Source organism: Pseudomonas moraviensis, from assembly GCF_900105805.1.
Classification (GTDB): Bacteria; Pseudomonadota; Gammaproteobacteria; order Pseudomonadales; family Pseudomonadaceae; genus Aquipseudomonas; species Aquipseudomonas moraviensis_A.
Genome location: NZ_LT629788.1, coordinates 6,032,145 through 6,054,037 on the forward strand (window position 1 = coordinate 6,032,145; position 21,893 = coordinate 6,054,037).

At 61.0% G+C, this 21,893-nt stretch carries 16 protein-coding genes; 11 read left to right on the top strand and 5 right to left on the bottom strand.

Annotated features, from left to right (window positions below):
- Positions 1-43: 43 nt before the first annotated feature.
- The 4 genes from BLU71_RS26935 to BLU71_RS26950 all read right to left on the bottom strand — a co-directional run bounded on the left by BLU71_RS26935 (position 44) and on the right by BLU71_RS26950 (position 5,532).
- On the bottom strand, positions 44-2,890 hold the full coding sequence (locus tag BLU71_RS26935; RefSeq protein ID WP_083354271.1) for a valine--tRNA ligase: 2,847 nt from the start codon (positions 2,888-2,890) through the stop codon (positions 44-46).
- Positions 2,891-3,157: 267 nt separating this feature from the next.
- Positions 3,158-3,547, bottom strand: coding sequence for a DNA polymerase III subunit chi (locus BLU71_RS26940; RefSeq protein WP_065615844.1), 390 nt, complete (start codon positions 3,545-3,547; stop codon positions 3,158-3,160).
- 8 nt (positions 3,548-3,555) lie between these two features.
- Positions 3,556-3,984, bottom strand: coding sequence for a DNA polymerase III subunit chi (locus BLU71_RS26945; RefSeq protein WP_083354272.1), 429 nt, complete (start codon positions 3,982-3,984; stop codon positions 3,556-3,558).
- A gap of 57 nt (positions 3,985-4,041) precedes the next feature.
- Positions 4,042-5,532 carry a leucyl aminopeptidase gene (locus tag BLU71_RS26950; RefSeq protein ID WP_042607732.1) on the bottom strand — a complete coding sequence of 497 codons (1,491 nt, stop codon included), beginning with the start codon at positions 5,530-5,532 and terminating at the stop codon, positions 4,042-4,044.
- A gap of 574 nt (positions 5,533-6,106) precedes the next feature.
- On the opposite strand from BLU71_RS26950, the gene lptF reads away from it, so the two are divergent.
- From lptF to pdxJ, 8 genes are all read left to right on the top strand, one after another.
- The gene (lptF, locus tag BLU71_RS26955; RefSeq protein WP_042607733.1) at positions 6,107-7,228 is read left to right on the top strand and encodes an LPS export ABC transporter permease LptF; all 1,122 of its coding nucleotides are present in this window, start codon (positions 6,107-6,109) and stop codon (positions 7,226-7,228) included.
- Complete coding sequence (lptG, locus tag BLU71_RS26960; protein WP_042607734.1) at positions 7,221-8,282, top strand: LPS export ABC transporter permease LptG; 1,062 nt, start codon at positions 7,221-7,223, stop codon at positions 8,280-8,282. The genes lptF and lptG overlap by 8 nt, the downstream gene beginning before the upstream one ends.
- A gap of 173 nt (positions 8,283-8,455) precedes the next feature.
- Complete coding sequence (gene lepA, locus BLU71_RS26965) at positions 8,456-10,252, top strand: translation elongation factor 4 (protein WP_016771564.1); 1,797 nt, start codon at positions 8,456-8,458, stop codon at positions 10,250-10,252.
- 9 nt (positions 10,253-10,261) lie between these two features.
- Positions 10,262-11,116 carry a signal peptidase I gene (gene lepB, locus BLU71_RS26970; RefSeq protein WP_042607735.1) on the top strand — a complete coding sequence of 285 codons (855 nt, stop codon included), beginning with the start codon at positions 10,262-10,264 and terminating at the stop codon, positions 11,114-11,116.
- Between the two features lie 169 nt (positions 11,117-11,285).
- On the top strand, positions 11,286-11,975 hold the full coding sequence (gene rnc / locus BLU71_RS26975) for a ribonuclease III (RefSeq protein WP_042607736.1): 690 nt from the start codon (positions 11,286-11,288) through the stop codon (positions 11,973-11,975).
- Positions 11,968-12,870 carry a GTPase Era gene (era, locus tag BLU71_RS26980; RefSeq protein ID WP_007909024.1) on the top strand — a complete coding sequence of 301 codons (903 nt, stop codon included), beginning with the start codon at positions 11,968-11,970 and terminating at the stop codon, positions 12,868-12,870. Before rnc ends, era begins: the two co-directional genes overlap by 8 nt.
- 118 nt (positions 12,871-12,988) lie before the next feature.
- Entirely contained in the window at positions 12,989-13,678 is a 690-nt protein-coding gene (recO, locus tag BLU71_RS26985; RefSeq protein ID WP_064364395.1) for a DNA repair protein RecO, read from the top strand.
- A 39-nt stretch (positions 13,679-13,717) separates the two neighbouring features.
- On the top strand, positions 13,718-14,461 hold the full coding sequence (pdxJ, locus tag BLU71_RS26990; protein WP_042607738.1) for a pyridoxine 5'-phosphate synthase: 744 nt from the start codon (positions 13,718-13,720) through the stop codon (positions 14,459-14,461).
- Between the two features lie 125 nt (positions 14,462-14,586).
- On the opposite strand, the gene mltF is transcribed toward pdxJ, so the two are convergent.
- Positions 14,587-16,047, bottom strand: a complete 1,461-nt coding sequence (gene mltF, locus BLU71_RS26995) for a membrane-bound lytic murein transglycosylase MltF (RefSeq protein WP_080902468.1) — start codon at positions 16,045-16,047, stop codon at positions 14,587-14,589.
- A 285-nt stretch (positions 16,048-16,332) separates the two neighbouring features.
- On the opposite strand from mltF, the gene purL reads away from it, so the two are divergent.
- The 3 genes from purL (at position 16,333) to BLU71_RS27015 (ending at position 21,851) form a co-directional block, all read left to right on the top strand.
- The gene (gene purL, locus BLU71_RS27000) at positions 16,333-20,229 is read left to right on the top strand and encodes a phosphoribosylformylglycinamidine synthase (protein WP_083354273.1); all 3,897 of its coding nucleotides are present in this window, start codon (positions 16,333-16,335) and stop codon (positions 20,227-20,229) included.
- Between the two features lie 5 nt (positions 20,230-20,234).
- Positions 20,235-20,546: a YqfO family protein gene (locus tag BLU71_RS27005; protein WP_042607740.1), complete on the top strand. Its 312-nt coding sequence runs from the start codon at positions 20,235-20,237 to the stop codon at positions 20,544-20,546.
- Positions 20,547-21,488: 942 nt separating this feature from the next.
- The gene (locus BLU71_RS27015; RefSeq protein ID WP_042607741.1) at positions 21,489-21,851 is read left to right on the top strand and encodes a DUF6124 family protein; all 363 of its coding nucleotides are present in this window, start codon (positions 21,489-21,491) and stop codon (positions 21,849-21,851) included.
- Positions 21,852-21,893 lie beyond the last annotated feature (42 nt).

Below are 21,893 nucleotides of genomic sequence, written 5' to 3' on the forward strand. Positions count from 1 at the left end.
AAGGGAGGCCTCCTGGGCCTCCCTTTTTCATTGCGATCTGCCGTTACAGGCTGGCAATCCGCGCGTGCTGCTCGGCCAGTTTGCCCAAGGCCTGTTCAGCCTCGGCCAGTTTGGCGCGTTCCTTCTCGATGACTTCGGCCGGGGCCTTGTCAACGAAACCGGCGTTGGACAGTTTGCCGCCAACCCGCTGGACTTCGCCCTGCAGACGCAGGATTTCCTTGTCCAGGCGTGCCAGTTCGGCGCCTTTGTCGATCAGACCGGCCATCGGCACCAGCACTTCCATCTCGCCGACCAGTGCGGTGGCGGACAGCGGTGCTTCTTCGCCAGCCTTCAGAACGGTGATCGATTCCAGACGCGCCAGCTTCTTCAGCAGCGCTTCGTTCTCGGTCAGACGGCGCTGGTCTTCAGCGCTGACGTTCTTCAGGTAGATCGGCAGTGGCTTGCCCGGGCCGATGTTCATTTCGCCACGAATGTTGCGCGTGCCGAGCATCAGGCCTTTCAGCCATTCGATATCGTCTTCGGCCGCCGGATCGATGCGCTCTTCATTGGCCACCGGCCAAGGTTGCAGCATGATGGTCTTGCCCTGAATGCCGGCCAGCGGCGCGATGCGCTGCCAGATTTCTTCAGTGATGAACGGCATGAACGGATGTGCCAGACGCAACGCCACTTCCAGCACGCGCACCAGCGTACGGCGAGTGCCGCGCTGACGTTCGACCGGCGCGTTCTCGTCCCACAGCACGGGCTTGGAAAGCTCCAGGTACCAGTCGCAGTACTGGTTCCAGATGAACTCGTACAGCGCTTGCGCGGCGAGGTCGAAACGGAACTGATCCAGTTGACGGGTCACTTCGGCTTCGGTGCGTTGCAGTTGCGAGATGATCCAGCGATCGGCCAGCGACAGCTCGTAGGCTTCGCCGTTCTGGCCGCAGTCTTCGCCCTTGTCCAGAACGTAGCGCGCGGCGTTCCAGATCTTGTTGCAGAAGTTGCGATAGCCTTCGACGCGGCCCATGTCGAACTTGATGTCGCGACCAGTCGAGGCCAGCGAGCAGAACGTGAAGCGCAGGGCGTCGGTGCCGTAGCTTTCGATGCCGTTGGCGAACTCTTCGCGGGTCTGCTTTTCGATCTTCTTCGCCAGTTTCGGCTGCATCAGGCCCGAGGTGCGTTTCTGCACCAGCGACTCGAGGTCGATGCCATCGATGATGTCCAGCGGGTCAAGAACGTTGCCCTTGGACTTGGACATCTTCTGGCCCTGGCCGTCGCGCACCAGGCCGTGTACGTAGACAGTCTTGAACGGAACCTGCGGCGTGCCGTCTTCGTTCTTCATCAGGTGCATGGTCATCATGATCATCCGGGCAACCCAGAAGAAGATGATGTCGAAACCGGTGACCAGAACGTCGGTGGAGTGGAATTTCTTCAGGAACTCGGTCTGCTCAGGCCAGCCCAGGGTCGAGAATGTCCAAAGGCCGGAACTGAACCAGGTATCGAGTACGTCGTTGTCCTGTTGCAGCGCAACGTCCGGGCCGAGGTTGTGCTTGGCACGCACTTCGGCTTCGTCGCGGCCGACGTAGACCTTGCCGGACTCGTCGTACCAGGCCGGAATCCGGTGGCCCCACCACAGCTGACGGCTGATGCACCAGTCCTGGATGTCACGCATCCACGAGAAGTACATGTTTTCGTACTGCTTGGGCACGAACTGGATGCGCCCGTCTTCGACCGCAGCAATCGCCGGCTCGGCCAAAGGCTTGGTCGATACGTACCACTGGTCGGTCAGCCACGGCTCGATGACCGTGCCGGAGCGGTCGCCTTTCGGCGTTTTCAGGTTGTGATCATTGACGCTCACCAGCAGGCCGGCGGCGTCGAACGCGGCGACGATCTGCTTGCGCGCTTCGAAACGCTCCAGGCCAGCGAACTCGGCCGGAATCTTGCCGTCGATGCTTTCGTTCAGCGTACCGTCGAGGTTGAACACCTGGGCTGCCGGCAGCACGTTGGCGTTCTTGTCGAAGATGTTCAGCAGCGGCAGGTTGTGGCGCTTGCCGACTTCGTAGTCATTGAAATCGTGCGCCGGAGTGATTTTCACGCAGCCGGTGCCGAATTCCGGGTCGCAGTAATCGTCGGCGATGATCGGGATACGACGGCCAACCAATGGCAGCTCGACGAATTTGCCGATCAGGGCTTTGTAGCGTTCATCGTTCGGGTTAACCGCGACGGCGGAGTCGCCGAGCATGGTTTCCGGGCGGGTGGTGGCAACGATCAGGAAGTCATTGCCCTCAGCGGTCTTGACGCCGCCGGCCAGCGGGTATTTCAGGTTCCACAGGAAACCTTTCTCTTCGTGGTTCTCCACTTCGAGGTCGGAAATCGCCGTGTGCAGTTTGGTGTCCCAGTTGACCAGACGCTTGCCGCGGTAGATCAGGCCGTCTTCATGCAGACGCACGAATGCTTCTTTCACCGCTTCCGAGAGGCCGTCGTCCATGGTGAAGCGCTCGCGGCTCCAGTCGACGGACGAGCCGAGGCGACGGATCTGTCGGCTGATATTGCCGCCGGACTGATCTTTCCACTCCCAGACTTTCTCGAGGAATTTCTCGCGACCCAGATCGTGACGATTCTGCCCCTGGGCTTCGAGTTGGCGCTCCACCAGCATCTGCGTAGCGATACCGGCGTGGTCGGTGCCCGGTTGCCACAGGGTGTCGCGACCTTGCATGCGGCGGAAACGGATCAGGGCGTCCATGATCGCGTTGTTGAAACCGTGACCCATGTGCAGGCTGCCGGTGACGTTCGGCGGCGGGATCATGATGGTGTAGGACTCGCCCGCGCCTTGCGGGGCGAAGTAGTTCTCGGACTCCCAGGTCTTGTACCAGGAAGTTTCAATGGCGTGCGGCTGGTAGGTCTTATCCATGCGCGGCGGGACCCTATTGGCATTTATTCAGGAAAAGCCGGGAAGTATAGCGGGGCATGGTGCCGAGGGCGAGCGGGGTGGGCCGGATGGAGATCTAAATGTGATCGCGAACTCTGTGGCGAGGGAGCTTGCTCCCGCTCGGCTGCGCAGCAGTCGTAAACACTGTCACGCAGGCTTCGCGGCAAAAACACTGTTGAATGGTTTTGGGGGCGCTTCGCACCCCAGCGGGAGCAAGCTCCGTCGCCACAAAAAATACCGAAGGCGGGGTTATTCGTACTGGCTGAGCAGCCGCTCCATCCGCGCCTCGAGGCGGCGTTTGATTTCGGTCTCGATGTGCGGAGCGAAGTCGTCGATCACGTCTTGCATGATCAGTTGCGCGGCCGCGCGCAGTTCGCTGTCCAGATGGAGAAGGGCGTCCGGGCCTTTATCGACCGGTGCCGCAGCCTGGGCAGCCGGGGCTGGTGCCGGGGGTGGCGCGACGGCCGCCGGCTCGTTGCCGACGGAATCGAACAGCATTGGAATCTGTTCCTGTTCGCTGTCATCGACCGTATCGGTCAAGAGCGGCGGTTGCAGGTTGTCATCGCCGAGCAACTGGCGGATCGATTCAAGATCGTCCAGCAGGTGTGCGGATTTCTGTTGCGGTTTCGGAGTGTCCATTGGAATGCTCAGAGTCGCTGTAAACGGTGGTCTTGCAGAGAATAGCCCTGTTCGCGATAGAAGCGGAAACTCTCCCGCGCCGCCGCTCGGATGGTCGGGTCTTCCACCACCATCTCCGCCACGCGGGCGAACTTGCTGGCGAAGGCCGGGACTTTCAGGTCGAGGTTGACCAGAAGATCCTGATGCTCACCGCAGTCTTCCCCGAATCCCAGCACGATCAAGCCGTCCGGTTCACTGTCGGCAGGGCCGTGGGGCACGAAGCTTTCGCCCTTGAAAGCCCACAGGCGCGCATCGAGATCGTCCCGCTGGCTCGCATCGCTGCAATGCAGGTAGATGCGATGGCCCATGCGCCAGGCTTTCTCGGTGAGCTTGCAGGCAAAATCCAGGCGCGCCGAAGGATCGGCGCTCGGCAGGATGTAGAAGTCGACTTTGGTCATTGCGGTTCCAGAGCAGCGAGCGGCGTCGCCATGAAGCGACGCCGCCCCTCAGCAGGTTCAGGCTTTGGCGCGATCCAGCAGGTACTGGGTCAGCAGTGGAACCGGACGGCCAGTGGCGCCCTTGTCCTTGCCGCCGCTGGTCCATGCGGTGCCGGCGATGTCCAGGTGCGCCCAGTTGAGGTTCTTGGTGAAGCGCGACAGGAAGCAGGCGGCGGTGATGGTGCCGGCCTTCGGCCCGCCAATGTTGGCGATGTCGGCGAACGGGCTGTCCAGTTGCTCCTGGTACTCATCGAACAGCGGCAGTTGCCAGGCGCGGTCGTCGGCGGCCTTGCCGGCGCTGAGCAACTGGTCGATCAGTTCGTCGTTGTTGCCCAGCAGGCCGGAAGTATGGGCGCCCAGGGCTACCACGCAAGCACCGGTCAAAGTGGCGATGTCGATCACCGCTTGTGGCTTGAAGCGCTCGGCGTAGGTCAGCGCATCGCACAGCACCAGACGGCCTTCGGCGTCGGTGTTGAGGATTTCCACAGTCTGGCCGCTCATGGTGGTAACGATGTCGCCCGGACGCGACGCGTTGCCGCTCGGCATGTTTTCGGCGCAGGCGAGGATGCACACCAGATTGATCGGCAGTTTCAGCTCAAGCACCGCACGCAGCGTACCGAACACAGAGGCAGCGCCGCCCATGTCGTACTTCATCTCGTCCATGCCGGCGCCCGGCTTCAGGCTGATGCCGCCGGTGTCGAAGGTGATGCCCTTGCCGACCAGCGCGTACGGCTTCTCGGATTTCTTGCCACCGTTGTATTGCATGACGATCAGGCGCGGCGGCTGGGCGCTGCCCTGGCCAACGGCATAGAACGAACCCATGCCGAGGGATTTGATCTTCTTCTCGTCGAGTACTTCGACTTTCAGATCCTTGAACTCTTTGCCGAGGTTTTTCGCCTGTTCGCCCATGAACGTCGGGTGGCAGATGTTCGGCGGCAGGTTGCCCAGATCGCGGGTGAAGGCCATGCCGTTGGCGATTGCGGTGGCGTGGTTCACGGCGCGCTGTACTTCGGCCTGTGCAGCCTTGATGGTCAGCAGGGTGATTTTCTTCAGGGCGCGCGGTTCGGCTTTCTGGCTCTTGAACTGGTCGAAGGTGTAGCCGCCGTCGACCAGGGTTTCCGCCAGCAGACGGGTCTTGCCGTAGCTGTCGCGGCCTTTGACGATGACTTCATCCAGCGCCAGCACGGCATCGCCGCCGCCCAGGCCTTTGAGGGTGTTGAGGATGCCGGCGACGATTTTGCGGAACGGACGGTCGCCCAGTTCTTCGTCCTTGCCCACGCCGACCAGCAACACGCGCTCGGCTTTCAGGTTCGGCAGGCTGTGCAGCAACAGGCTTTGCCCGACCTTGCCGGCCAGGTCGCCACGCTTGAGCACGGTGCTGATCGCACCACCGCTCGACTCGTCGACCAGTCTGGCGGCGACACCGAGTTTGCGGCCTTCGCCGACGGCAACCACCAGGGTGGCGGTTTTCAACGTTTCTGGGCTAACGCTTTTTACAACCAGTTCCATGTCCGGATCCCTAATGAATGGTCAACATGCAGGCGTTCGACGCTGTCCGCAGTCGCCTGCTTATAAATAGAAGAGACGCAGGCCAAAGCCCGCGACAAGGGCCGCAGTTTGAACCTCGCTCCCCGCGCCTGACAACCCTAGGGGGCGTTCTCAATTAGTTTTCACACCGCGTTGTCGCCTTAAAGCCAGCCAGGCAAGGCGCAGGCCGCTGGGAATGGTTGTTCCCTTTCCAAGGCCTGCAACGCAGACTGGCCGGCTTTAAGGCACAACCCGAAGGGCCGGGCCTGCTGTTGTGCAGGGCTGCGTTGCTCGAAGCTTATCTGGAATGACCAAGCCACGCTTCTCGCGCCTTGTCCTGCACAACAGCAGACCCGGCGCGGTGTGAAAACTAATTGAGAACGCCCCCTGGGTTGTACGATCAGCAAAGGATTACAGAGATGGATGAGTGTGCGCAGTGACAGGCGCACCCAATCACAGGATAATGCCGCATCTTTTTTCGACCGCTCTGCATGGCGGGCGGTCGATGTGTTTGCTTGTTTGGCCGCCTTAGCCTGACAACCCTGGAGTGTCTGGTTTGATCGTCTTCCGTTATCTGTCCCGCGAAGTCCTGTTGACCCTCAGCGCCGTAAGTGCCGTGCTGCTGGTCATCATCATGAGCGGTCGCTTCATCAAATACCTGGCGCAGGCTGCGGCCGGTCAGCTCGATCCGGGCTCGCTGTTCCTGATCATGGGCTTTCGTCTGCCGGGTTTCCTGCAACTGATTCTGCCGCTGGGCCTGTTCCTCGGGATCCTGCTGGCCTACGGTCGCCTGTACCTCGAAAGCGAAATGACCGTGCTCTCGGCCACCGGCATGAGCCAGCAGAAACTGTTTCGCATGACCCTGTTTCCGGCGACGCTGGTGGCACTGGTGGTGGCTTGGCTGAGCCTTGGCCTGGCTCCGCAGGGCGCCAACCAGTTTCAGCTGTTGCTGAACAAGCAGGACGCGCTGACCGAGTTCGATACGCTCGAACCGGGCCGCTTCCAGGCGTTGCGTGACGGTACTCGAGTGACCTATACCGAAACCCTGAGCGACGATCGAGTCAATCTCGGCAGCGTGTTCATCTCGCAGAAAAACCTTGGCGCCGACCAGAAGGATCGCGGGATTTCCGTGCTGGTTGCCGAATCGGGCCGTCAGGAAATTCGCCCCGACGGCAATCGCTACCTGATTCTCGACAACGGTTATCGCTATGACGGCAGTCCGGGTCAGGCCGACTATCGTGCCATCCATTACGAAACCTACGGCGTGCTACTGCCCAAGCCGGATGTCAGCGAAGAAGTCACCGATCGTGACGCGATGCCGACCTCGTCCCTGTGGGGCAGTGACGACATCCGTTCGAAAACCGAACTGCAATGGCGCATGTCCCTGCCGTTGCTGGTGTTCATCGTGACCCTGATGGCGGTGCCGCTGTCGCGGGTGAATCCGCGTCAGGGGCGTTTCCTCAAGCTGCTCCCGGCGATCCTTCTTTATATGGCTTACCTGACCATCCTGATTGCCGCCCGCGGCGCCCTTGAAAAAGGCAAGATCCCGCCGGCCCTTGGCTTGTGGTGGGTGCACGCGATCTTCCTGGTCATCGGCCTCGGCCTGCTCTATTGGGAGCCGATGCGCCTGAAGCTGGCCAGCCGTCGCAGCGCCGCGCTGGAGGTGGCCCGTGGTTAAACTCGACCGCTACATCGGCAGCAGCGTATTCATGGCGATCATCGCCGTGCTGGCGATCATCCTCGGCCTGGCGACGCTGTTTGCCTTCATCGATGAAATGGGCGACGTCAGCGACACCTACACCTTGGTCGATGTGCTCGGTTTCGTGGTGTTGACCGCGCCGCGCCGGCTCTACGAAATGCTGCCGATGGCTGCACTGATCGGCTGCCTGATCGGTCTCGGCAGTCTGGCCAGCAGCAGTGAGCTGACCGTCATGCGTGCCGCCGGCGTGTCGATCGGCCGTATCGTCTGGGCCGTCATGAAGCCGATGCTGGTGCTGATGCTCGCCGGCGTGCTGATCGGCGAATATGTCGCCCCGGCCACCGAGAGCATGGCCCAGGCCAATCGCTCGCTGGCCCAGGGCAGCGGCGATGCGCAAAGCGCCAAACACGGTATGTGGCACCGTCAGGGTGAAGAATTCATCCACATCAACGCGGTGCAACCGAACGGTCTGTTGTACGGCGTGACGCGCTATCACTTCGACAAGGAGCGCCATCTGCTCAGCTCCAGCTTCGCCAAAAAGGCCGAGTTCGACGGCAACAAGTGGCAGCTCACCGACGTTGCCACCACGCTGTTCCATGAGCGCAGTACTGAAGTCGTCAATACCCCGAGCGAGCAATGGGACGTCGCGTTGAGCCCGCAACTGCTCAGTACCGTGGTCATGGCCCCTGAATCGCTGTCGATCAGCGGTCTGTGGGGCTACATCCACTATCTGGCCGAGCAGGGCCTGAGCAATGGCCGTTACTGGCTGGCATTTTGGGTCAAGGTGTTGCAGCCGCTGGTGACTGCGGCACTGGTGCTGATGGCGATCTCGTTCATCTTCGGCCCGCTGCGTTCGGTGACCCTCGGTCAGCGGGTCTTCACCGGCGTGCTGGTGGGATTCACCTTCCGTATCGTCCAGGATCTGCTGGGCCCATCCAGTCTGGTATTCGGTTTCTCGCCGCTGTTTGCGGTGCTGGTGCCGGCCGGCGTGTGTGCGCTGGCGGGTGTCTGGCTGCTCAGGCGAGCGGGCTGATGAACAAGCTTTCATTCAGCGCCTGAACCCTGAAAACGCCTCGGTCGCCAGACCGGGGCGTTTTTGCATGCGATCCGGGTGACAGGCGAACGTGACGCTTGCGCCGTGTATCAGGTACAATTCCCGGCTATTTTTCGGCGGGCCAAGCCTGCAGCCTTTTTGAGTGTTGATCCGTGAGTGATTTGAGTCATATCCGCAATTTCTCCATCATCGCCCACATTGACCATGGCAAGTCGACGCTGGCTGACCGTTTCATCCAGATGTGCGGCGGCCTGGCCGAGCGTGAAATGGAAGCCCAGGTACTGGATTCCATGGACCTTGAGCGTGAACGCGGGATCACCATCAAGGCCCACAGCGTTACCCTCTATTACAAAGCCAAAGATGGCATCACCTACCAGCTGAACTTCATCGACACCCCGGGCCACGTCGACTTCACCTACGAAGTCAGCCGTTCCCTGGCCGCGTGCGAAGGCGCCTTGCTGGTGGTCGATGCGGGGCAGGGCGTGGAAGCCCAGTCCGTGGCCAACTGCTACACCGCCATCGAGCAGGGCCTCGAGGTCATGCCGGTGCTGAACAAGATCGACCTGCCCCAGGCCGAGCCGGATCGCGTGAAGGACGAGATCGAGAAGATCATCGGCATCGACGCCACCGACGCCGTCACCTGCAGCGCCAAGACCGGCCTGGGTGTCGACGAAGTGCTCGAGCGTCTGGTCCACACCATTCCTGCGCCGACCGGCAACATCGAAGATCCGCTGCAAGCGTTGATCATCGACTCCTGGTTCGACAACTACCTGGGCGTTGTCTCCCTGGTACGGGTGCGCCATGGCCGGGTGAAGAAGGGCGACAAGATTCTGGTCAAGTCCACCGGCAAGGTGCACCTGGTCGACAGCGTTGGCGTGTTCAACCCGAAACACACCGCTACCGTTGACCTCAAGGCCGGCGAAGTGGGCTTCATCATCGCCAGCATCAAGGACATTCACGGTGCGCCGGTCGGCGATACCCTGACCCTCAGCTCCACGCCTGATGTGCCAGTGCTGCCGGGCTTCAAACGCATCCAGCCGCAGGTTTACGCCGGTCTGTTCCCGGTCAGCTCCGACGACTTCGAGGATTTCCGCGAAGCACTGCAGAAGCTGACCCTGAACGACTCGTCGCTGCAGTACACCCCGGAAAGCTCCGACGCCCTGGGCTTCGGCTTCCGTTGCGGCTTCCTCGGCATGCTGCACATGGAAATCATCCAGGAGCGCCTCGAGCGCGAGTACGACCTGGACCTGATCACCACCGCGCCGACGGTAATTTTCGAGCTGGTGCTGAAAACCGGTGAAACGATTTACGTCGACAACCCGTCGAAGCTTCCGGACGTGTCGGCGATTGAGGACATGCGCGAGCCAATCGTGCGCGCCAATATCCTCGTACCGCAGGAGCACCTGGGCAACGTCATCACCCTGTGCATCGAGAAACGCGGCGTTCAGGTCGACATGCTGTTCCTCGGCAATCAGGTGCAAGTCACCTACGACCTGCCGATGAACGAAGTGGTCCTGGACTTCTTCGACCGTCTCAAATCCACCAGCCGCGGCTATGCTTCGCTGGACTACCATTTCGATCGTTACCAATCGGCTAATCTGGTGAAACTGGACGTGCTGATCAACGGCGACAAGGTCGATGCCCTGGCATTGATCGTGCACCGTGACAATTCGCACTTCAAAGGTCGCCAGTTGACCGAGAAGATGAAAGAACTGATTCCTCGTCAGATGTTCGACGTGGCGATCCAGGCCGCCATCGGTGGTCAGATCGTAGCCCGGACAACCGTCAAGGCGCTCAGAAAGAACGTATTGGCCAAATGCTACGGCGGTGACGTCAGTCGTAAGAAGAAACTGCTCGAGAAGCAGAAGGCCGGTAAGAAACGCATGAAACAGGTCGGCAACGTGGAAATTCCACAGGAAGCCTTCCTCGCCGTGCTCAGGTTGGAATAATCAGGTCCTATGTCGCTAAATTTCCCGCTGTTGCTGGTCATCGCCGTGTTCGTCTGCGGCCTGTTGGCGTTGATTGATCTGCTGTTCCTGGCACCGCGTCGGCGGGCTGCCATTGCCTCTTATCAAGGCAGTGTCAGCCAGCCCGAGCCTGTGGTGGTCGAGAAGCTGAACAAAGAGCCGCTGCTGGTCGAATACGGCAAGTCGTTCTTTCCGGTGCTGTTCATTGTGCTGGTGCTGCGTTCGTTCCTGGTGGAGCCGTTCCAGATTCCGTCCGGCTCGATGAAACCGACCCTGGACGTCGGCGACTTCATTCTGGTGAACAAGTTTTCCTACGGGATCCGTTTGCCGGTGATCGACAAGAAGATCATCGAAGTCGGTGATCCGCAGCGCGGCGATGTCATGGTGTTCCGCTACCCGAGCGACCCGAACGTCAACTACATCAAGCGTGTGGTCGGCCTTCCGGGTGACACGGTGCGTTACACCGCCGACAAGCGTCTGTTCGTCAACGGCGAATCGATTGCCGAGAAGATGGTCGGCGCCGAAGCGGGATCGCTGGGCAGCGCGGAGCTCTACCAGGAAAAACTCGGTGCAGCCGAGCACCTGATCCGCAAGGAAATGAGCCGCTACCGCGCCACTCCGGATCGGTCGTGGACGGTGCCTGCCGGGCACTACTTCATGATGGGTGACAACCGCGACAATTCGAACGACAGTCGCTATTGGGATGATCCGAACATTCCCAAGGATCTGCTGGGCATGGTCCCCGACCGCAATATCGTCGGCAAGGCCTTCGCGGTCTGGATGAGCTGGCCGGAGCCGAAACTCAGCCACCTGCCGAATTTCTCGCGGGTCGGTCTGATCAAGTAACTACACACGGCGCTGTTGACCACAGCGCCGAATGCATTTCTGGAGCCGGTACAATCGGCTTCGCAATCGCCAGGATCTATTTTTTGAACACAGCGTTAATTGTCCCAGGCCTGCGCCGTACCCCGGCGATGGCCGTGGAAACCAGCCACGAACTCAGCGTGGGTAAACCGTGAGCGTTTCTCTAAGCCGTCTCGAGCGCCAGCTCGGTTACACCTTCAAGGACCAGGAGCTGATGCTTCTGGCCCTCACGCACCGCAGTTTTGCCGGGCGCAACAACGAGCGTCTGGAATTCCTCGGCGATGCCATCCTCAACTTCGTCGCTGGCGAGGCGCTTTTCGATCGCTTTCCGCTGGCCCGCGAAGGCCAGTTGTCGCGTTTGCGCGCACGCCTGGTGAAAGGTGAGACGCTGGCCGTACTGGCTCGCGGTTTCGACCTCGGTGATTATCTGCGCCTGGGTTCGGGTGAACTGAAGAGCGGTGGGTTCCGTCGTGAATCGATTCTCGCCGATGCCCTCGAAGCCCTGATCGGTGCGATCTACCTCGACGCCGGCATGGACGTCGCCCGTGAGCGCGTACTGGCCTGGCTGGCCGGTGAGTTCGAAGGCTTGACGCTGGTCGACACCAACAAGGATCCGAAAACCCGCTTGCAGGAACACCTGCAATCGCGCAGTTGCGAACTGCCCCGCTACGAAGTGGTGGATATCCAGGGCGAACCGCACTGCCGAACCTTCTTCGTCGAGTGCGAAGTGGTCTTACTGAATGAGAAAAGCCGAGGTCAGGGTGTCAGCCGTCGCATTGCCGAACAGGTAGCGGCCGCTGCAGCACTGATTGCCCTGGGCGTGGAGAATGGCAATGACTGATACAAACGCAACTCGCTGTGGCTATGTTGCCATCGTCGGCCGTCCCAACGTCGGCAAGTCGACGCTGCTCAACCACATCCTCGGGCAGAAGCTCGCGATCACCTCGCGCAAGCCGCAGACCACGCGGCACAACATGCTCGGCATCAAGACCGAGGGCGATGTGCAAGCGATCTACGTCGACACCCCGGGCATGCACAAGGGCGGCGAAAAGGCCCTGAACCGCTACATGAACAAAACCGCTTCGGCGGCGTTGAAAGACGTCGACGTGGTGATCTTCGTCGTTGACCGCACCAAGTGGACCGACGAAGACCAGATGGTGCTCGAACGTGTGCAGTATGTGACCGGCCCGCTGATCGTCGCGCTGAACAAGACCGATCGGATCGAAGACAAAGCCGAGCTGATGCCGCACCTGAGCTGGTTGCAGGAACAATTGCCTAACGCCCAGATCATCCCGATTTCCGCGCAGCACGGGCACAATCTCGATGCGCTGGAAAAGGTCATCGCCGATCACCTGCCGGAGAACGATCACTTCTTCCCGGAAGACCAGATCACCGACCGTAGCAGCCGTTTCCTCGCTGCCGAACTGGTGCGCGAGAAAATCATGCGCCAGATGGGCGCCGAGCTGCCGTACCAGATCACCGTCGAAATCGAAGAGTTCAAGCAGCAGGGCAAGACCCTGCACATCCACGCGCTGATTCTCGTCGAGCGTGACGGCCAGAAGAAAATCATCATTGGCGACAAGGGCGAGCGCATCAAGCGCATCGGCACCGAAGCGCGCAAGGACATGGAGCTGCTGTTCGACTCCAAGATCATGCTCAACCTGTGGGTCAAGGTGAAGGGCGGCTGGTCCGATGACGAGCGCGCGCTGCGTTCGCTGGGTTACGGCGACCTGTAAGCGACTCGAACATCAAAAGATCGCAGCCTTCGGCAGCTCCTACAGGTGTACACAAGACATTGTAGGAGCTGCCGAAGGCTGCGATCTTTTTTGCAATCCCACCCGGGAAACAACATTCATGTCGCAAACCCCGCCTCCCGCCCAACCCGCTTACGTCCTGCACTCGCGCGCCTACCGCGAAACCAGTGCACTGGTGGATTTCCTCACGCCGCAAGGGCGGCTGCGGGCGGTGTTGCGCAGTGCGCGGGGCAAGGCCGGCACACTGGCGCGGCCGTTCGTGGCGCTGGAGGTTGAATTCCGTGGCAAGGGTGAGCTGAAGAATGTCGGGCGTATGGAGAGCTCCGGCACCTCCGCATGGCTCAACGGCGAGGCGCTGTTCAGCGGTCTCTACCTCAATGAATTGCTGATTCGCCTGTTGCCCGCGGAAGATCCGCACCCAGGAGTGTTCGACCACTATGCCGCGACCCTGCTGGCCTTGGCCGAAGGTCGACCACTGGAACCGTTGCTGCGCTCCTTCGAATGGCGATTGCTTGATGATCTCGGCTACGGCTTCTCCATGAACACCGACATTCACGGTGAGCCTGTGGCCGCGGACGGTCTCTACCGGTTGCAAGTGGACGCCGGACTCGAGCGGGTTTATCTGCTGCAGCCGGGACTGTTCAACGGCACTGAACTGCTGGCCATGGCCGAAGCCGACTGGTCGGCGCCCGGTGCGCTGTCAGCGGCCAAGCGTCTGATGCGCCAGGCACTCGCAGTACATTTGGGCGGGCGTCCGCTTGTCAGTCGCGAGCTGTTTCGCAAGCCCTGATATGCTGTGCGCCGAATCTCTCAATTCAGGAGCGCATCCGTGACCAGCAGCAATCGCATTCTTCTCGGCGTGAACATCGACCACGTCGCCACCCTGCGTCAGGCCCGTGGCACGCGCTACCCGGACCCGGTCAAGGCGGCGCTGGACGCAGAAGAGGCGGGCGCCGATGGCATCACCGTGCACCTGCGCGAAGATCGCCGGCACATCCAGGAGCGCGACGTGCTGCTGCTCAAGGATGTGCTGCAAACGCGCATGAATTTCGAAATGGGCGTCACCGAAGAAATGATGGCGTTCGCCGAGCGCATTCGCCCGGCGCACATCTGTCTGGTCCCGGAAACCCGTCAGGAATTGACCACCGAAGGTGGCCTGGATGTAGCGGGGCAGGAAGAGCGCATCAGGGCTGCGGTCGAACGTTTATCGAAAATCGGCAGCGAAGTGTCGCTGTTCATCGATGCTGACGAGCGTCAGATCGCCGCGTCCAGGCGCATCGGTGCACCGGCCATCGAGCTGCATACCGGGCGTTACGCCGATGCCGAAACCCCGACCGAAGTGGCTGAAGAGCTCAAGCGTGTCGCTGATGGCGTGGCATTCGGTCTTGCGCAGGGCCTGATCGTCAATGCCGGGCATGGCCTGCATTACCACAACGTCGAGGCCGTGGCGGCGATCAAGGGCATCAACGAACTGAACATCGGCCACGCGCTGGTGGCGCATGCGTTGTTCGTCGGCTTCAAGTCGGCTGTGTCGGAAATGAAAGCGCTGATCCTCGCGGCCGCCAAGCAATAAGCCACACCGCAACCCCCTGTAGGAGTGAGCCTGCTCGCGATAGCGGTGTGTCAGCCAATATCAAATTGACTGTGACACCGCTATCGCGAGCAGGCTCACTCCTACAATTCGATTTGTGGTGTGGGTTAGAGCGGGGCGGGCTCTTGCGCCGGTTTCGATTTGTCGATCGCCGGCACATGCAGGTTGCCCTCGGCGACCTGGTCGCCCTCCAGCTGCGGCTGGGTCACCCAGGTCAGGATGTCGTAGTAGCGCCGGATGTTCGCCACGAAATGCACCGGTTCGCCGCCGCGGGCGTAGCCGTAACGGGTCTTGCTGTACCACTGCTTCTGCGACAGGCGCGGCAGGATCTTTTTCACGTCCAGCCACTTGTCCGGATTCAGCCCTTCCTTCGCCGCCAGTTTGCGCGCGTCATCCAGATGGCCGCTGCCGACGTTGTACGCCGCCAGGGCGAACCAGGTGCGGTCCGGCTCCTGGATCGAATCGTCGAGCTGATCCTTCATGTAAGCCAGGTACTTGGCGCCGCCCATGATGCTTTGCTTGGGGTCGAGGCGGTTGGACACGCCCATCGCCTGCGCGGTGTTCTGGGTCAACATCATCAGGCCGCGTACGCCAGTTTTTGACGTCACCGTCGGCTGCCACAGCGATTCCTGATAACCGATGGCGGCGAGCAGGCGCCAGTCGACTTTCTCTTTCTTTGCGTAATTCTTGAAGTGCTGTTCGTATTTCGGCAGGCGCTGCTGCAGGTGCTGGGCGAAGGTGGTAGCGCCCATGTAACCGAGGACATCGACGTGGCCGTAGTAGCGGTCTTTCAGGCGCTGCAGGGTGCCGTTCTTCTGCACCTTGTCCAGGTAGGCGTTGATTTCGTTGAGCAGGCTGTTGTCTTCGCCCGGACCAACCGCCCAGCTTTGACTGCGCGCGTCGCCAAGATCGAAGGCCACGCGGATGTTGGTGAAGTACACCTGATTCATCGCCACTTCGTTGGAGTCGACCAGGGTCAGGTCAATCTGGCCCTCATCGACCATGCGCAGCAGATCGACCACCTCAACCGCGTCGGATTCTTCGTATTCGATACCGGGATATTTCTGTTTCAGCTCGGCCAGTTGCTCGGCGTGGGTGCTGCCCTTGAGCACGGTGATCTTCTTGCCGACCAGATCCGCCGGATCGGTGGGCCGCGACTGGCCGTTGCGGTAGATGATCTGCGGGGTAACTTCAAGGTAGGAGTGGGAGAACCGCACCTGTTTCTTGCGCTCGTCGCTGCTGACCAGACCGGCCGCCGCGAGCACCGGGCCGTTGGGCTTGCCGACCTGATTGAACAGGTCGTCGAGGTTGTCGGCGGTTTCGATCTTCAGCTCGACGCCCAAATCGTCGGCAAAGCGCTTCACCAGCTCATATTCGAAGCCGGTTTCACCGCTGCGATCCTGAAAGTAGGTGGCGGGGCTGTTGCGGGTAACCACGCGCAGCACACCGTCCTCCTTTACGCGCTCGAGTGTGTTGGGTTTATCAACACAACCACCGAGCATCAGGAAGAGTCCGGTTGCGATCAGCCATTTGGCGTATCGCGGACGCAAAGCCGTTGGGAAAAACATCTGCGCAGTATACGCAAACGGCCACGGGCGCCATATCTCGACAGCGTAGGAGTAGTCTGCTAGCGATCACAAATCCGAGCGAAATCCCTTGAATACGGGCCTTGCCGGCATTTTGTTACAGTAAAAATAAGCCGTCCCTGAACGCCCGATTTACCTGACCCCGGAGGCAGAAACACAGATCGCTACCCGAGTGCAACCGTGCGTAGCGTTTCGGGTGATGTTGAGGTCGGTTTAGGCTAGAATGCACGGCCTCAAAGCACACCCCTTCCCGAGGCTGTCCCGAAGATGTTGATCCTGCGCGGCGCTCCTGCCCTTTCTGCCTTTCGCCACAGCAAACTCCTTGAGCAACTGAGCCAGAAGGTTCCAGCTGTCAGTGGCCTGTATGCTGAATTCGCTCACTTCGCCGAAGTCACCGGCGTCCTGACCGGCGACGAACAGCAGGTGCTAGCGCGCCTTCTGAAGTACGGCCCAAGTGTTCCGGTTCAAGAGCCGACCGGTCGTCTGTTTTTGGTGTTGCCGCGTTTCGGCACCATCTCGCCGTGGTCGAGCAAGGCCAGCGACATCGCCCGCAACTGCGGCCTGAGCAAGATCCAGCGTCTGGAGCGCGGTATTGCCTTCTACGTGGCCGGTCAGTTCAGCGAAGCCGAAGCTCAGCAGATTGCCGACGTGCTGCATGACCGCATGACCCAGATCGTGCTGGCCAACCTCGAGCAGGCCGCCGGTCTGTTCAGCCACGCCGAGCCGAAGCCGCTGACCGCAATCGACATTCTTGGTGGCGGCCGCGCCGCGCTGGAAAAGGCCAACACCGAGCTGGGCCTGGCCCTGGCCGAAGACGAGATCGACTACCTGGTCAATGCCTTCAATGGTCTGAAGCGCAACCCGCACGACATCGAACTGATGATGTTCGCCCAGGCCAACTCCGAGCACTGCCGCCACAAGATCTTCAACGCCAGTTGGGACATTGACGGGCAGAGCCAGGAAAAAAGCCTGTTCGGCATGATCAAGAACACCTATCAGATGCACAGCGAAGGCGTGTTGTCGGCTTACAAGGACAACGCTTCGGTGATCGTCGGCAATGTTGCCGGCCGCTTCTTCCCGAACCCTGAAACCCGCCAGTACGGCGCGGTGCAGGAGCCGGTGCATATCCTGATGAAGGTCGAAACCCACAACCACCCCACCGCGATCGCCCCGTTCCCGGGCGCATCCACCGGTTCGGGCGGTGAGATCCGTGACGAAGGTGCAACCGGTCGCGGCGCCAAGCCGAAGGCCGGCCTGACCGGTTTCACCGTATCGAACCTGCAGATCCCGGGCTTCGAACAGCCGTGGGAAGTGCCGTACGGCAAGCCTGAGCGCATCGTCACTGCGCTGGACATCATGATCGAAGGCCCGCTCGGCGGCGCCGCGTTCAACAACGAATTCGGCCGTCCGGCGCTGACGGGGTACTTCCGTACCTTCGAACAGTCGATCACCACCCCGCACGGTGACGAAGTTCGTGGTTACCACAAGCCGATCATGCTCGCCGGCGGCATGGGCAACATCCGCGAAGAGCACGTCAAGAAAGGCGAGATCGTCGTCGGCTCCAAGCTGATCGTGCTCGGCGGCCCGGCGATGTTGATCGGTCTGGGCGGCGGCGCGGCTTCGTCGATGGCCACCGGCACCAGCTCGGCGGATCTGGATTTTGCTTCCGTGCAGCGTGAAAACCCTGAAATGGAGCGCCGCTGCCAGGAAGTCATCGACCGCTGCTGGCAACTGGGTGACAAGAACCCCATCAGCTTCATCCACGACGTCGGCGCGGGCGGTCTGTCCAACGCTTTCCCGGAACTGGTCAATGACGGCGACCGCGGTGGCCGTTTCGAACTGCGCAACATCCCCAATGACGAGCCGGGCATGGCCCCGCACGAGATCTGGTCAAACGAATCCCAGGAGCGTTACGTTCTGGCGGTCGGCCCGGAAGACTTCGAGCGCTTCCAGGCGATCTGCGAACGCGAGCGCTGCCCGTTTGCCGTCGTCGGTGAAGCCACCGCTGAACCGCAACTGACCGTGACCGACAGCCACTTCGGCAACAACCCGGTGGACATGCCACTGGAAGTGTTGCTCGGCAAGGCGCCGCGCATGCACCGGTCGGTGGTTCGCGAAGCCGAACTGGGCGATGACTTCGATCCGTCGAACCTCGACATCAGCGAGTCCATCGAGCGCGTTCTGCATCACCCGGCCGTGGCGAGCAAGAGCTTCCTGATCACCATCGGCGATCGCACCATCACCGGCCTCGTCGCTCGTGACCAGATGGTCGGCCCGTGGCAGGTACCGGTGGCCGACGTTGCCGTCACCGCCACCAGTTTCGACGTCTACACCGGTGAAGCGATGGCAATGGGCGAGCGTACTCCGCTGGCTCTGCTGGACGCCCCGGCATCGGGCCGCATGGCCATCGGCGAAACCATCACCAACATTGCCGCGTCGCGCATCAACAAGCTCTCCGACATCAAACTGTCGGCGAACTGGATGTCGGCGGCCGGCCACCCGGGTGAAGACGCGCGTCTGTATGACACCGTCAAAGCGGTCGGCATGGAGCTGTGCCCGGAGCTGGGCATCACCATTCCGGTGGGCAAGGACTCGATGTCCATGGCCACGCGCTGGAACGACAACGGCGAAGACAAGACTGTCACCTCGCCGATGTCGCTGATCGTTACCGGTTTCGCGCCAGTGGCTGACATCCGTCAGACCCTGACCCCGGAACTGCGCATGGACAAGGGCACCACCGACCTGATCCTGATCGACCTCGGTCGCGGTCAGAACCGTATGGGTGCTTCGATCCTTGCTCAGACACACGGCAAGCTCGGCAAACACGCGCCGGACGTCGATGACGCCGAAGACCTGAAGGCCTTCTTCGCCGTGATCCAGGGCCTCAACGCCGACGGTCACCTGCTGGCTTACCATGACCGTTCCGACGGTGGTCTGCTGGCCTCCGTGGTGGAAATGGCCTTCGCCGGCCACTGCGGTCTGAGCCTGAACCTGGACAGCGTCGCCGAATCCGCGTCGGAAATCGCCGCGATCCTGTTCAACGAAGAACTCGGCGCGGTGATCCAGGTTCGCCAGGACGCCACCCCGGACATCCTCGCGCAGTTCAGCGCCGCCGGTCTGGGCGACTGCGTGTCGGTGATCGGTCAGCCGATCAACAATGGCCAGATCAACATCACCTTCAACGGTGACACCGTGTTCGAAGGCCAGCGTCGTCTGCTGCAGCGTCAGTGGGCCGAGACCAGCTACCAGATCCAGCGTCTGCGTGACAACGCCGACTGCGCCGAGCAGGAATTCGACGCGCTGCTGGAAGAAGACAACCCGGGCCTGAGCGTCAAGCTCAGCTACGACGTCAATCAGGACATCGCTGCGCCTTACATCAAGAAAGGCATTCGCCCACAGGTTGCCGTGCTGCGTGAGCAGGGCGTCAACGGTCAGGTGGAAATGGCCGCCGCATTCGACCGCGCCGGTTTCAGCGCCATCGACGTGCACATGAGCGACATCCTCGCCGGTCGTGTCGACCTCAACGAGTTCAAAGGCCTGGTGGCCTGCGGCGGTTTCTCCTACGGCGACGTGCTCGGCGCCGGTGAAGGCTGGGCCAAATCGGCGCTGTTCAACAGCCGCGCCCGCGACGCGTTCCAGGGCTTCTTCGAACGTAACGACAGCTTCACGCTGGGCGTGTGCAACGGTTGCCAGATGATGTCCAACCTGCACGAGCTGATCCCGGGCAGCGAGTTCTGGCCGCACTTCGTGCGCAACCGCTCCGAGCAGTTCGAAGCGCGGGTGGCGATGGTGCAGATCCAGGAGTCGAACTCGATCTTCCTGCAGGGCATGGCCGGTTCTCGCATGCCGATCGCCATCGCCCACGGTGAAGGACATGCCGAGTTCGCCAGCGAAGAAGCGCTGCTGGAAGCCGATCTGTCCGGTTGCGTGGCGATGCGTTTTGTCGACAACCACGGCAAGGTCACCGAAGCCTACCCGGCCAACCCGAACGGCTCGCCGCGCGGGATCACCGGTCTTACCAGCCGTGACGGTCGCGTGACGATCATGATGCCGCACCCGGAGCGAGTGTTCCGCGCGGTGCAGAACTCGTGGCGTTCGGAAGACTGGAACGAGGACGCACCTTGGATGCGTATGTTCCGTAATGCTCGCGTCTGGGTGAACTAAGGCCTGTGTACAAGCTGGCGTTTTTTGTTCCTGACAGTCATGTCGAGGTGGTCAAAGGGGCTGTGTTCGCTGCCGGTGGTGGGCGGATCGGTGACTATGACCACTGTGCGTGGCAGGTGCTCGGTCTGGGCCAGTTTCGACCTTTGGACGGGAGTCAGCCGTTTATTGGTGAGGCGGGGCAGGTTGAGCGGGTTGAGGAATGGAAGGTTGAGCTTGTTGTTGCGGATGAGTTGATTGTTGCTGTTGTGGCGGCTTTGAAGCTTAGCCATCCGTACGAGACGCCGGCTTATGAGGTGTGGCGGCTGGAAGATTTCTGATCTTCTTGGCTGCTTGAACGGGAAACCCGCAGATGAGGGATTGTCTGCGGGTTTTTTGTTGCCTGCGATTTGCTTTTCTGTGGGAGTGAGCCTGCTCGCGATGGCGCCCTTATAGGCGACCATGCTCTGGCTGACTGAGTGAATATCCGTTTCTTCGGGGGCTGCGGCTGGTGGTTTCGCCCTTACGGCGAGTCACCTTTTTCAAACGCCAAAAAGGTAACCCAAAAGGCTTGCTCCTGCGTTCGGCCCTCGCAGGCTCGGGTTCCTTCGCTGCGGGACTGATCCGGGCGCAGCGGCTCCGGTTTGCTCCGCTGCACCTACACTCGCTGTGTCTGGCTGCGCCAGACGGTCGCTGCGCTCCCACGCCCGGATCAATCCCTCCACTCAGCCTTCCGACGTCGCCGGTGGATCAAGATCAAAAGCTTTACTCGAGCTAACGCTCATCGTGTAGGAGCTGCCGAAGGCTGCGATCTTTTGATCTTGCCTTTGCTTTTCTGTGGGAGCGAGCTTGCTCGCGAAGGCGGCCTGGCAGCCGACCTGTTTCTTGAGGTTGTACTCGATCCAATTGTAGGAGTGAGCCTGCTCGCGATGAGGCCCATCCAGGCGCCCGAGAATTTGAGATTGTTTAAGTCCGGTACCCGATGACCAGAACCTTCCCACAAGGTTTTCAGGTTGTCCGTCGGACGTGTGGGCTCTAGTCTGTGGGGGTCGTCGAAAACTCGGCGATCGGGTGTGAGAACCCTTAGGAACTGTTAATCCACAGTCAGTACCACCATAATCGCCGCCGGCATTTCTGCTGTCTGCATTGTTATGGCGGCTGTGTGCGGGCGGACTTCGGTCCGGCCGGGCTTGTTCCTACCGGTTTCTCACCCCGCACACTGCTGCCACCACTCCGCCGCGTGAGAAACGGCAAGTGATTGGCTATTGATCAGGAACGTATCAATGTCAAAGCCTGTCCCCGACCCACCCCTCGAACCCACAACCCCCCTCGAACAAGCCATCCGCGCCGACGACCTCGCCAAAAACCGCGAAGCGATCAAGCGTGCTCTGGATTTTTACCTGTGCCCGCAGCCAGGCAAACCGCACCCGCCCAGCACCATGTTTGTGATCCAGCCGGAAATCGACACCGAAACCCTCCTGGCCCACGCCTGTGAATCCCTCGCTTCAGCCAACACTCTGGCCAGCGATTTCGCCGATCAGCTGGGGCGGCCGCAGCGCAATACGGCGCTGGCCATTCAGCAGATCATCATGCTCGCGGAGCTGGCGGTGAATCGGGCGCTGGATCGGGTTGATCCGCGAACCTGAAACCCGGGTCCTGGCCGTTCGCTTGCTTTCGGTCATAAAAAA

Coding starts and splice junctions, on each gene's coding strand:
- BLU71_RS26935 (WP_083354271.1), bottom strand. CDS start 2,890: ATGGATAAGACCTACCAGCCGCACGCCATTGAAACTTCCTGGTACAAG.
- BLU71_RS26940 (WP_065615844.1), bottom strand. CDS start 3,547: ATGGACACTCCGAAACCGCAACAGAAATCCGCACACCTGCTGGACGAT.
- BLU71_RS26945 (WP_083354272.1), bottom strand. CDS start 3,984: ATGACCAAAGTCGACTTCTACATCCTGCCGAGCGCCGATCCTTCGGCG.
- BLU71_RS26950 (WP_042607732.1), bottom strand. CDS start 5,532: ATGGAACTGGTTGTAAAAAGCGTTAGCCCAGAAACGTTGAAAACCGCC.
- lepB (WP_042607735.1), top strand. CDS start 10,262: ATGTCGCTAAATTTCCCGCTGTTGCTGGTCATCGCCGTGTTCGTCTGC.
- era (WP_007909024.1), top strand. CDS start 11,968: ATGACTGATACAAACGCAACTCGCTGTGGCTATGTTGCCATCGTCGGC.
- recO (WP_064364395.1), top strand. CDS start 12,989: ATGTCGCAAACCCCGCCTCCCGCCCAACCCGCTTACGTCCTGCACTCG.
- mltF (WP_080902468.1), bottom strand. CDS start 16,047: ATGTTTTTCCCAACGGCTTTGCGTCCGCGATACGCCAAATGGCTGATC.
- purL (WP_083354273.1), top strand. CDS start 16,333: ATGTTGATCCTGCGCGGCGCTCCTGCCCTTTCTGCCTTTCGCCACAGC.
- BLU71_RS27015 (WP_042607741.1), top strand. CDS start 21,489: ATGTCAAAGCCTGTCCCCGACCCACCCCTCGAACCCACAACCCCCCTC.